Origin of the sequence: Reinekea forsetii, assembly GCF_002795845.1 — a bacterium.
In the GTDB taxonomy this organism is placed as follows: Bacteria; Pseudomonadota; Gammaproteobacteria; order Pseudomonadales; family Natronospirillaceae; genus Reinekea; species Reinekea forsetii.
Genome location: NZ_CP011797.1, coordinates 1,619,263 through 1,631,330, shown reverse-complemented (window position 1 = coordinate 1,631,330; position 12,068 = coordinate 1,619,263). Strand labels below are relative to the sequence as shown.

Annotated in this window: 7 protein-coding genes and 1 tRNA gene; 1 reads left to right on the top strand and 7 read right to left on the bottom strand. The window is 52.2% G+C overall.

Annotated elements, in window-relative coordinates; translation table 11 throughout:
* Positions 1 to 97: 97 nt before the first annotated feature.
* Together REIFOR_RS07585 and fliS are read right to left on the bottom strand one after the other, a co-directional pair.
* Entirely contained in the window at positions 98 to 1,564 is a 1,467-nt protein-coding gene (locus REIFOR_RS07585; protein WP_100256980.1) for a sigma-54-dependent transcriptional regulator, read from the bottom strand.
* Positions 1,565 to 2,267: 703 nt separating this feature from the next.
* Entirely contained in the window at positions 2,268 to 2,678 is a 411-nt protein-coding gene (gene fliS / locus REIFOR_RS07580) for a flagellar export chaperone FliS (protein ID WP_100256979.1), read from the bottom strand.
* A gap of 287 nt (positions 2,679 to 2,965) precedes the next feature.
* Here fliS and REIFOR_RS07575 point away from each other — a divergent pair, with 287 nt between their 5' ends.
* Complete coding sequence (locus tag REIFOR_RS07575; RefSeq protein WP_100256978.1) at positions 2,966 to 5,050, top strand: class I SAM-dependent methyltransferase; 2,085 nt, start codon at positions 2,966 to 2,968, stop codon at positions 5,048 to 5,050.
* 118 nt (positions 5,051 to 5,168) lie between these two features.
* Here the strand turns inward: REIFOR_RS07575 and nhaD are convergent, their stop codons facing one another.
* The 5 genes from nhaD to REIFOR_RS07550 form a co-directional block, all read right to left on the bottom strand.
* A complete protein-coding gene (gene nhaD, locus REIFOR_RS07570) occupies positions 5,169 to 6,578 on the bottom strand; it encodes a sodium:proton antiporter NhaD (protein ID WP_100256977.1) in 1,410 nt (469 codons plus the stop codon).
* 134 nt (positions 6,579 to 6,712) lie between these two features.
* Positions 6,713 to 7,429 (bottom strand): tRNA-uridine aminocarboxypropyltransferase, encoded by a 717-nt coding sequence (locus REIFOR_RS07565; protein ID WP_227003795.1) that lies wholly within the window; start codon positions 7,427 to 7,429, stop codon positions 6,713 to 6,715.
* A 223-nt stretch (positions 7,430 to 7,652) separates the two neighbouring features.
* Positions 7,653 to 7,729 (bottom strand) — tRNA-Arg (locus REIFOR_RS07560).
* A 147-nt stretch (positions 7,730 to 7,876) separates the two neighbouring features.
* Complete coding sequence (locus tag REIFOR_RS07555) at positions 7,877 to 8,353, bottom strand: hypothetical protein (RefSeq protein ID WP_145980258.1); 477 nt, start codon at positions 8,351 to 8,353, stop codon at positions 7,877 to 7,879.
* Between the two features lie 159 nt (positions 8,354 to 8,512).
* Positions 8,513 to 11,977 carry a PAS domain-containing hybrid sensor histidine kinase/response regulator gene (locus REIFOR_RS07550; protein ID WP_158524321.1) on the bottom strand — a complete coding sequence of 1,155 codons (3,465 nt, stop codon included), beginning with the start codon at positions 11,975 to 11,977 and terminating at the stop codon, positions 8,513 to 8,515.
* Between the last annotated feature and the right edge of the window lie 91 nt (positions 11,978 to 12,068).

Here is a 12,068-nt window from a genome sequence, read left to right as displayed (position 1 = left end):
TTTGTTGCCGGTTTTGCTTGGGCGCGCACGGCGGCCTGCCCCCTGATCATGCGCTGACCTGCCCCGCATTAGCCCAGCGGGCATGCAGCGGACCGCGCTAATCGACCGGATTGAGGACATCCCGGCGGTTGATATCGTATTTGCGCATCTTTTCGACCAGGGTGGTGCGGCGGATATGCAGCTTTTCAGCCGCACGCGCCACCACCCCTTGGGCGTCGTCCAAGGCTTGTTGAATAAGGCTTTTTTCCAGATCCGTAAGGTATTCCTTGAGATCCAAACCGTTTACCGGCAATAACGCGGCGGATTGCTCGGACATCACATAGGGTCGGCTTTCATCGGCCAATGCAATCACATTAAGCGGTAAAAAATCATCATCCTGTTCATCGACGTGACGGTATTTATTGGGCAGCTCCTGGACACCGATGACGCCGTAGGGATGCATGATAACCAAACGCTCAACCAGGTTCGCCATCTCCCGCACGTTACCCGGCCAGTCATGCTGAATCAGGGACATTATCGCGCCAGAGTTGAAGCGAATGGAGCCGCGCTTCTCATTTTCCAGACGCGCCACCAGCTCGTTCAACAACAACGGTATATCTTCATGTCGCTCACGTAAGGCCGGCATCTCGATCGGGAACACATTCAGGCGATAAAACAGGTCCTCGCGAAAACTGCCGTGCTCGATCATTTCTTCTAAATTACGGTGAGTGGCCGCCACGACCCGAACATCGGCCGAATAGGTTTTACTGCCGCCGACACGCTCAAAGGTGCGCTCCTGCAAGACACGCAACAGCTTAACCTGCATATTGAGTGGTAAATCGCCGATTTCATCGAGAAATAGCGTACCGCCATCGGCCATCTCAAATCGACCGGCTCGGGTGGTAATGGCGCCGGTGAAGGCGCCCTTCTCATGACCAAACAATTCACTTTCGATCAGTTCAACCGGGATAGCGCCGCAGTTTACTGGCACAAAGGGCTTATGTCGGCGATGGGAATTGTAATGAAGGTTACGTGCCACAACCTCCTTACCAGTGCCGCTTTCCCCGGTAATGAGCACGGTGACCTCTTTATCGGCGACCTGGGCCATCATTTCGCGCACAGTCTGCACGCTCCGACTACTGCCTACCAGGCTGCGAAAAAGATTGAGTTCGCGACGCTGATCCCGTCCGCGCGTCAGGTCGTATTGTTCGCGATACAGTTGCGCTCGATGCAAGGTATCGAGCAACTTATTATAGGTTGGCGGGAAGCTAAGCTTGGCAATGATACGCGCACGCAACTCGTCATCGAGCAGCTCGCTGTCGGGGTGCTCACCCAAAAGAATGACCGGTACACCGGCATCCCAGTCCTTAACAGACTCGATCGCCTTGGCTAGGGATTGGCCCATGTCACCGATCAAAATACCAACCAGGTCGGTCGCACTGTCGACCGAATCCTTGGCCTTGGCCAGCCAATCTTCACCGCAGACGGCTATGCTGTCTTCACCCAAGAAGTCCAATATCACTTTAAGATCGTGGCGCCGCTGGTCATTATCTTCAACCAATAACAGCTTTATTTCTCTCCACATCCGAACCGCTCCAAGCGTCTGTATTTCTTTGAGTGAAAACTACTGGCCTTGACCGGGTTAAGACCCGTCAACAAATTGGCTTTTCAAATTATTGGCGTAGTAAAGACGCAAAATTACAATTAGTCAAATTAATGACTAAGGTTTTTTTGCTGAGTGAAATTATTGTGGTTTTTTATTGACGAATTTTTGGCATAGCGCGTCAAAAGGCCTACAAGGCCCTCTAAGGCCCTTAGGGAGTCGTTTTGCGGGCAACCAAGGGGGCGGGGTGTTTTCTGTTAAAATAGCCACAGAGGCGACTGACAGGACTACAGGGCTAACAAAGATAATTTTTTCAGCCGCGAGCGCGAGCTAACCAATATGGCGAATTTAGGCCTAAGCGCTTAAGAAATGCCGATCTGATAAAACAAGTTGATAATACTATCAGCCTGATCGACACCATTGCCAATAGTGACAAAAAACAGCCGTCGGATCGACCAAAACAATGATATCGGCGATTTTTGAGCGCGGGTAAAGTAAGGCCAACCGAACGCCAATCTAATGCCATAAATCTAATGCCATAAATCTAATGCCATAAATCTAATGCCATAAATCTAATGCCATATTTATAGGGGCTATTCTAGGGCGCTCGCTGATGCCCATACCAATAGTCAAAAATGGGCACCAACGATCTCAAGGTATCTCTTAGCACGCCAACCCCACATTTTTATGCGGGCCGCTGGTTGCCCATAGTCTGTAAAGCCTGATCGCGGATTTCATCCCAAGCGCTCTTGATCTGCATTAGCAGGCCATTAACCTCCTCCAACATTCCGATGTCGTTGCGGATATTGGCCTCAAACAGCCGCCGAATGAGGTAGTCGTAGAGTCGTTCTAAGTTGTAGGCCAGCTCACCGGCATCAAAATTAAGACTCTCTTGCAGTCCGCCGAGGATATTAATCGCCGAATTGATCTGATTGCTCTTTTTGTCGTATTCCTTACGCTCAATATGCCCTTTGGCTGCGGAAATGCGCGAGGTCGCGCCTTCAAAAAGCAATTGCACAAGGCGATGCGGGTCCGCATCCACGATCGAAGTCTGGGTACTAACCTTTTGGTATTCTTTAATTCCCTGCGCGTACATGACGCCACCCCTTAAATTTGAAATCCGAATTAGAGCCATTCTGTTTGGCTTGATAAGGTTATCGACTGATTGCTTCTTTATCTTAGACCTTTTTTTCATGTCCGCTGCGGCCGGCCTCTACTTTGTGCCCTGATCGGGCCAGGAGCCTTGTATTTCGGGGCTTTGGGCATACTGGCACGGCCATTGCTGTTATTCTTCGGGCAGGAGCTACTATTGCTATTTTTCGGTTAAGCCTTGCCGCTTAACCAAAAAGCGGCAACTCCAATCATCAGAAAGCAGGATCCGTTATGACTAAGGCACTCAAACAAGCAGACGTCTGGCAGTGTGAGCCGTTAGGGCTTGCATCAAATACCACGGACCTGACCAATCGTGAATGGAAAGAATTCGAACGTCTCGCCCTGTTTCACTATGATAAGAGTATTAATGCTCGTACCTTAAATGAACAAACCGTTACCCATCGAGGAGCTGCCAAAGATTATGCTAACCGCTTGCTTAAAGATAAAGCGAGAGAGGTGACGGCTCTTAATCTATTGGCTCGTATCGCTCTAGATGAGGGCTTTTATAATGCTAGCGCTCAATACCTAAAAGATGCTCTTACGCTCAATTCCGAAGACGCCGGTTGTTGGTATTCTATGGGCCATCTCGGCCTGGCCACAAAAGACTATGACAGCGCGTTGGAATGCTTTTCGCGCTCTTTAGCTATTGCCCCGAATCAAACCCGTGCCGAGACCTCTTTGGCCTATACCTTAGCTCGCAAAGGACAGGTAGTCGAAGCGTTTCAGGCTTACCGAACACTCTTCCGCACTAATCCACTCGACAATCATGTCCAGGCCAAATTATTTGAAATACTGAAGAACATCCAGGCCGACTATTATCAGCCCGATCTTGAGATCGATGTAATCCGCTGGTTAAAGGTTAAGAATATGGACCTTCAAGCCCTTGCACCTCTGGTCATGTCGCTACTAATTCATAAATACTCCTTAAATGATGCCAATGCCGTCATCGACTTGCAGGATTTGGCGAAAGATCAAATGTTAAACTTGGCATTGGGAAAGCTCTATTTTATCAACGATGAAATAGAAAAATTCATCACGCTGCTGCGTAAACACGTTTTGCTGAACTGTATAGATGGTTCCTATAAGGACCAGCATCTGCTAAAACTGGCTGGCCGATTAGCGCTGCATTCAGAACATAATGAGCAGGTTTATCAGTACGACGCGGATGAAAAGACTCTCGTTAATAAGTTGGCTAGCCTGCTAACCGAGGTACTGCTATCGCCGACCAACAAAACCCATGACTCAGCCCCTCTATTTACCCTGTATGCTATGTATGAACCTCTTATCACGGTGCCCGGCATCGATCGTCTGAGCAACCAAAATCTGACCGACTGGCCAGCCCATGCGAAGCGACTCATTCAACATGTAGTGGTCAATGCCAAAGCCGAAGTCCAGCTGATGGCGACCATAGAAAAACTTGGCCCCATAAGTGACAGCATCTCAGTGGGCGTCAAACAACAGTATGAAGAGAACCCCTACCCTCGTTGGTTACATCTGAGCTACAACACGCCGACCAACTATGGTCGAGCGCTGGAAACCGAGCTAATCGGCTTTCGCGCGCCTGAGTTTTTTAACATGGGTTCGGTGAAGTTTCTCATCGCCGGCGCGGGCACTGGCCAACACGCCCTCAAGGTGGCGCGTTACTTCCGTAACGCGGAAGTACTGGCGATCGATTTGAGTAGTCGGTCATTAGCCTATGCCAAACGCATGGCTGTGCAACATCAGATTAGCAATATTCGCTTTCTCAATTGTGACATCTTGGAACTGGACCAGCTCGATGAGCAATTTCACGTCATCGAGTGCTCCGGCGTGTTGCACCATATGAAAAACCCAGACCAGGGTCTGGCGGCGCTTAAGGCCCGCTTAGCACCAAAAGGCCTGATCAAGCTGGGGCTTTATAGCTATCAAGCGCGCGAAGTGGTGCGTCAAATGCGTGACCTTATCACGCGCTACGATTTGCCGCCCACGGCAGAGGGTATTCGAACGTTGCGCCAGGCCATTCTAGAAGGAAAGATGCCGTACGACTTTTCTGGACTGAAAAGCAGCCAAGACTTCTATTCGTTAAGTGGCTGCCGCGATCTGCTCTTTCATGTTCATGAATTCCAATATGAACCCCTAGAACTGAAGGCCATGATTGAACGGCAACAGCTGGAATTTTTGGGTTTTGTGGTGCCGGAAAGCGTCAGGGCTGATTACGGCCAACGCTTCCCCGATGACCCGCGTATGGTCGATCTGAGTCATTGGCAGGCTTTTGAACAGGAGCACCCTGCCCTATTCGCCGGCATGTTCCAGTTTTACCTGCAATCTAATGGCTAAGTTCAGCACTTTAGGCCACAGGCAAGTTGCCCTAAGCCAAAGGCAATCGATAGGCAAAAAAAAACTCCCGTTCAACGGGAGTTTTTTTTGGGTCAGCTCGATAGGTCTGAGCGTGGCGTTAGCCATTCAACCACAGATGCACCCAGATACTGGCGAAATAGCCGAGCATGATCACCGGCGACCAGCGCAAATGACTGAAGAAGGTGTAGCTGCCTCGAGCCTGACCCATCAGGGCGACACCCGCGGCGGAGCCGATGGACAGCATCGATCCACCGACGCCGGCGGTCAGCGTGACCAGCAACCATTGGCTGTGGGACATTTCCGGATTCATCGTCAGCACGGCAAACATCACTGGGATGTTGTCGACGATGGCCGACATAAAACCGACCAATATATTGGCGTAAGTTGGCCCCAGGCCGACATAAACACTTTCCGAGACCAGCGCCAGGTAGCCGATAAAGCCCAAACCACCGACCGACATAATGACACCATAGAAGAAAAATAGCGTATCCCACTCCGACTGAGCCACCTTGGCAAAGACATCGAATTCATAGGGGTCTTCGATCTTATCGCTCGGTGGGTTGAGTTCACTGACGCGCCAGTTGCGTGAACGACGGCTCAGGTAATAACCAAACATTTTCAAATAGCCCAGACCGAACATCATGCCGTAGACCGGCGGGATATGGAAAAAGTTATGAAAGCTCACCGCGGTGATAATAGTCAGAATAAACAGACCTACTATCACTAAACCACCCGGCAGCATGATATCACTGACATCATGACTCGGGGCGGGCTTGGCCGGCGTGCCGATCGGCAACGAAAAATGCATGATCGCAGCGGGAATAACAAAGTTAACCACGGACGGAATAAAGAGCGCGAAGAACTCACCAAACTCCAGCATACCCTTTTGCCACACCATCAATGTGGTGATATCACCGAAGGGGCTAAAAGCACCGCCGGCATTGGCGGCAACGACTATATTGATACAGGATAGGCCAATAAATTTCGGATTGTCTTGGCCCACGGCCATAACCACGGCACACATAATCAGGGCCGTGGTCAGGTTGTCGGCGACGGGCGAAATGAAGAAGGCCAAGATGCCGGTGAGCCAAAACAGCTGCCGATAACTAAAGCCCTTATCAATCAACCAACCGCGCAGGGCTTGAAACACACCGCGCTGCATCATGGCATTGATATAGGTCATGGCGACTAATAAGAAGAAGAACAACTCCGCGTATTCCAAGAAGTTATGCTGAATACCTTCCTTGATGGCGCCACCGGCGTGGTCGTTCATGTAGGCAACGGCAATAAGAATCCAAATCAGACCCGCTGAAATCATCACCGGCTTGGATTTGGGCAAATGCAACTGCTCTTCAAAAATCACCAACAGATAGGCTACTACGAACACGAACATGGCCGCATAGCCGGCCCAATGATGAGTCAGGTTAATGGTCTCGGCCATGCCCTCATTGGCCAACGCGGCGACGGACAGCAGCAGAGTTGAGAGTAAAACAAGTAACGCTTTCATTGAACATTTTCTCCAGTACACGCACGGACGACGATCCTCTAATGGCTCGACAGGTCTGGCGTTTTTCGATTACAAAAAATCCAACAGTTCGTTGGGCTTCTATCTAAAAAAAGGGGTCCTACTGGCAATATGCTCTATTGCCTTAGCGCCGCTAGGCGGGCTTCTGCCCCGGCATCGCCTCGGTTGACGCGTTTAACACCCATTTGGTAGCGGTAGCTAAACAGGTCGAACCAGGCATGCAGCAGGGCTGAATTAGCCGTTTCGCCTAACTCAGACAACAGCATGGCGGCAACCTCCGCGGTCGCCAATTGCACTTCTTTGGCGGCCTTTCGCACCTGATAACGCGACGGCGCCTCAGGGGTCACCGACCATACTGGAAAACCGTCCAAATATGGACTCTTTCGGAACATTTTTTTTGCTTCACGCCAAGAACCATCCAACAAGATAAACAGCGGTCGCCGACCGGCCAGATTCAGGGCCTCGGGTTGGCAGAGTTCGCGCTCGGGCGTGGCATATTCCTGCGGAAACACCACTATCGGCCGCCAGATCGGATCCTTTAGCAATGCCAGCAAAGCCGGCTCTGCCTCGGTCCGCTGCCAGATATAGGCGAAGGTGTCGGAGAACAGATCTGCGATCAGTCGGCCACTGTTGGAGGGTTTTAACACCTCATCGTCGTAATAGAGTAATAAAAATGCCGCGTTGGATGGGGCCGATGGCCGCAGGGTACAGATACAGAACTGGCGATCGATCCGGCACTGGTCACAGCGCTGCACTCGACCGCCACGGGCCGTAAAGGCCTTAGTGGAGCGGGCCAGACGCATTTCAAATAGCTGCTGAACAGCGTGTTTCAACACTTTCGCCTCGCGCGCAGAACCGACAGAGGGTCTCAACTTGGCTAACAGAGCGGACTCAGTCAGACAAGGAGGCCTATAGAACTTAAGACGCCTGCCAAACTAGAGGCATCTATTAAACCGAATGCATCTCTTAAACCGAAGGCAACTATTAAACTCAGAGCAATAGCGGCTAATCGAATTATGTTCAGACTAAAAAAGGGGTATTACAGGGGTTTAACAGTGGTGCGCCCGGAGAGATTCGAACTCCCGACCAAGTGGTTCGAAGCCACCTACTCTATCCAGCTGAGCTACGGGCGCACATTGGATGTTCTGCTTGAGAACGGCTCCCATTGTAATCGCCGCTTTAATCGGCGTCCAGTGTTGTGGCACAAATTAAGGTATAAATATTTGATTTAGCAGGACTTTTCAGTTTTAGCCCGAGACTCACAAAAGCTCGCTGATAGCCTATGAGAAGTTCCCCAGGGCCCGTTTGAACTTCATTCTCGGCTGCACGCTCACCGCTTTTTGCTGGGTGTATAAATAATTAAGCGCACCCCGATAGACTGGCTTATCAAAATGTTCAGGCATGTAATCTTCTAATTTACCAACATTCATCGGTTGCTGCGCGCCTAACGTCTCAATAGCAGTGACGGCCGCTTCCAAGGGTAAGTGGTCGAGTAAATAGGCCGATGCCTGAGTGGGGGTCAGAATATAGATGTCATCCTGCTCACGAGGTAGATACCGGGTGGCATCATAGGGTGATGCAGCCAAGGCAACTGATGGCTTTGAGAGCCAAAACTGGCCCAATGCGTCCGGCGCGTCGATGCACGTGCCGCGCTTTTGATGACAACCAAACTGTTTTAAAAAATGCGCAACGTGACGTCTCATGCCCGGCGATAACATGTCTGAATCGCTACGATCGTACAAATTATCGTCGTACACGGATATAACGCCTATCTCTGGCACCCAATATAGATAAGCGTCAGTCTTGATGCCGTCAATAACCTGTTCAAACCATGGACTGCTAAGCATTTTTCCCTACCTAAATTGACTCACTAATAGCCTTAGGTTACGTATATCAACGCTGAACGGATTGCTGAGTCATTGCTTGGTGCGGATCAAGGCCTGTTCGATCAAGGCCTTAAGCTGCATCGGCCGAACCGGCTTTTTCAACAGATAGAAGCCGCTGCTCTTGGTAGCCAGGCGGACGGCGTCGTTGTAATCGGCGGTGATGATGATCACCGGGGTATCCTTGAGCCAAGCCTTTTTCCACGACGAGACCACATTGAGACCGGTCTGGGCATCATCGAGATGGTAATCGATGATCACCAGATCCGGGAGATGCGCCTCGATCAGGCTATCGGCCGCCGCTTCGTTGAGCGCGACATCAACGGTATAGCCCCATTCGCCAATCAAGCTCTTCATACCCTCGATAATCATCTTTTCGTTATCAACACAGAGGATGCGCGAGGCATTCTGTCGGTTGTTGTCGAGTTCGATCACCTTGGCTTGGGGCGCGGGCTTCTTACCGACCGGCACCGACAGTCGGAAGCAACTGCCCTTACCCAGTTCGGATTGAATACTGATGGGATGGTCCAGTAATAAGGACATGCGCTTGACGATGGCCAGGCCCAGGCCCAGGCCTTTTTCGATCGAGACGATTTCCGGCACCCGATAAAACTCATCGAAGATGGCCTTAGACTGGAAGGTGGTCAAACCCGGACCGGTATCCCAGATCTCGATGCAGCACAGGTTACCGCGCCGTCGGGCGCCGACCAGCACCTTGCCACGCAGACTGTATTTGATCGCATTGCTGATCAGGTTTTGCAGAATCCGGCGCAACAGGCGGCCATCGGTGCGCAGATAGATCGAACAGTCGACCACCTTGAGCCGCACCTCCCGTTCCTCGGCGATCACGCCAAATTCCACGCTCAACGAGCGCAACATGTCATACAGGGAGATGGTCGCGATCGACGGCTGAATAATGTCGGAATCGAGTTTGGAGATCTCAAGCAACTCGTTCAATAGGTTTTCCGCCGAGTGCAACGACTGCTCAATCTGATTACCGAGGCGAATCAGCGCCGGATCGCCATTGTTGCGCTTTAACTTAGCCTGCAAGCTGGCCGAGAACAGGGCCGCCGAATTAAGCGGTTGGACCAGATCGTGACCGGCCGCGGCGAGAAAGCGGACCTTGTTCTTATTGGCCTTTTCCAGCTCGACATTGGACAGCTGCAGTGCCGCGGTGCGTCGATTAACCGTCTCCTCGAGCCGGTCGTTACTCAGTCGCAGTTGATCCTCAATTTGCCGGCGCTCGGTGATATCGGTATAGACCGTGATATAGCCGCCATCGGCCATCGGTCGACCCTGGATTTCCAGGAAGGTGCCATTGGGGCGCTTACGCTCGTACTTGTAGGGTACGCCAGAATGCAGATGGCCCAAGCGCTTGTCGACCAATGGCCCGACCAGACCGGGGCCGCACTCGCCGATAAAAGCATTGTGACGAATCAAGTCTTCCACCGGCCGGCCGATCGACAAGAGCTCCTCCGGGTATTCGAACATCTGCTGATAGGTTTGGTTCCAGGCCACTATATTGAGCTCGTGATCGACGATACTCAGGCCCTGATTGATCGATTGCAGGGCGGAATTTAATAGATCTCGGTTGAATTTCAAGACCTGAGAAGCCTCATCGACGATGCTGTTAACGTCGCGCCAGGTCATGCCCTGCTGCTCTTCGATCTGCTCAAACAGCAAGCGTGCCGCCGGAGCACCTAAGATCGACGCCAGGGTGCGTTCGGCCTGATGCAGCAGCTCATTGTCGGCATCATCATCGACCAGGAGGCGGCCGTTTAACGGGTTCACATAGACGTCGAACAGCAGCTGGAGCTTTTCCTTATTGATAAACTTGCCCATCAGGGCGTGTAAGTCCCCGACACTGATATGGCGCGTTTGCGAGACCACCTTGACCTCATTGCTGGAGTGATGCACGTAGCGCGACGCTTGCAGCCGGTCTTTTAACGACTCGTGACCGTAAGCCGAGCCCAACAGCAAGCCCAAGACATTGAGCGCCAGGCTCCAGGCGGTGCCGTGCACCACTGGGTCCAGGCCCGTCAGACCAAACAGGGCATAGGGATTGAAGATCGACAGCTCGAACAGGGCATCGGCAATCACCTCCGGAATAATGCCGGCTCGGGCAAAGAGCGGCAGCAACAGGGTATAAAACCAGGCGATAAAGCCCAATGACAGGCCCCAGATGGCCCCGGTTCGATTAACCCCGGTCCAAAACAGGCCCAGTACCAGGGCCGGCACAAATTGCGCGACCGCGACAAAGGAGATCAGGCCGATGGCAATCAGACCCTCGTATTCGACGATCAGGCGGTAATAGAAGAAGGCGCTGATGACAATCATCAGAATGCCAATACGGCGCAGATGCAAGACATTGCGACCCATGTTTTCCGAGTCGGCGCGCCACCACTTCAGGCGAATCAGCAGCGGCAGCATGATCTCATTCGACAACATGGTACTGAGCGCCACCGTCGCCACAATCACCATCGAGGTCGCCGCCGACATGCCGCCGAGAAACGCCAGGATGGCCAGATCATCGCGGCCCAGCGACAGCGGGAGCTTAAGAATGAGATATTCCAGGTCGGCCGTGTTGGTGGAAAAATGCAGCATGCCGACCAAGGCCAGGGGCACGATCAGCAAATTCAAAATCACCAAATAGAGGGGAAACACCCAACGCGCCTTGAGGATATCGCGCTCGGTCTGATATTCCACCACCGCGACGTGAAACTGACGCGGTAAGGCGAAGATACCCATCACCCCGAGCAATATTTGCGTGGTGTAGATATAGGTCTTATCAAAACCGCCGATCATCACGGCCGTTTTGGGTGAATTGAGGGTGTCGGTTAAGACCTGCACCATGCCACCCCCGACCACATTGATGGCCCACACGCTGATCAACAAAAATACCAGCAACTTGACCACCGCCTCAAAGGCAATGGCCAACATCATGCCCGGATGATGTTCCGAGGTGTCCAGATGGCGAGTGCCAAAGAGAATCGCAAAGCCGGCCATAACCAGCGAGACGTAGAGCGCCGAATCGCTAAACCAGGCATCGGACTGCCATTGCGTGCCGGAGACTATATCAAAGCTAACCGAGACCGCCTTAAGCTGCAAGGCGACATAGGGGATCACCCCAATCAGGCTGATGGACGCGGCCAGGACCGAGACCGCGCGACTGTGGCCATAGCGGCTGGCGATAAAATCGGAAATGGTGGTGACATTCTCCTGCTTGGCGACCCGAATCAGTTTGCGCCAAAAAGCAAAGCCAAACACGAACAGCAAGATGGTGCCGATATGCGAGGGGGAGAAATACCAGCCGTTGGCGGCAAACTGCTGCGTGGCGCCATAGTAGGTCCAGCTGGTACAGAACACCGTCAACGACAGGCTATAGACCCAAGGGTGCCAGCGCGCCGGAATGGGCCGACGGTCGCCCAGCAAGGCAATGCCAAACAGCAAGGCGATGTAGAGCAGGGATATGGTGATGAAAAAGGGCAGAGTCAGCATCGGGGGGTTCGATCTCAGATACATTAGTGGAACACAAAAACGGGCCCTAAGGCCCTGCCCTACCTTACCGGAGCGCCGATTGCTCGGCTAT

Excerpts from the sequence above, each read along its gene's own strand:
- REIFOR_RS07575 (WP_100256978.1), top strand. The coding sequence starts at position 2,966 with ATGACTAAGGCACTCAAACAAGCAGACGTCTGGCAGTGTGAGCCGTTA.
- nhaD (WP_100256977.1), bottom strand. The coding sequence starts at position 6,578 with ATGAAAGCGTTACTTGTTTTACTCTCAACTCTGCTGCTGTCCGTCGCC.
- fliS (WP_100256979.1), bottom strand. The coding sequence starts at position 2,678 with ATGTACGCGCAGGGAATTAAAGAATACCAAAAGGTTAGTACCCAGACT.
- REIFOR_RS07585 (WP_100256980.1), bottom strand. The coding sequence starts at position 1,564 with ATGTGGAGAGAAATAAAGCTGTTATTGGTTGAAGATAATGACCAGCGG.
- REIFOR_RS07550 (WP_158524321.1), bottom strand. The coding sequence starts at position 11,977 with ATGCTGACTCTGCCCTTTTTCATCACCATATCCCTGCTCTACATCGCC.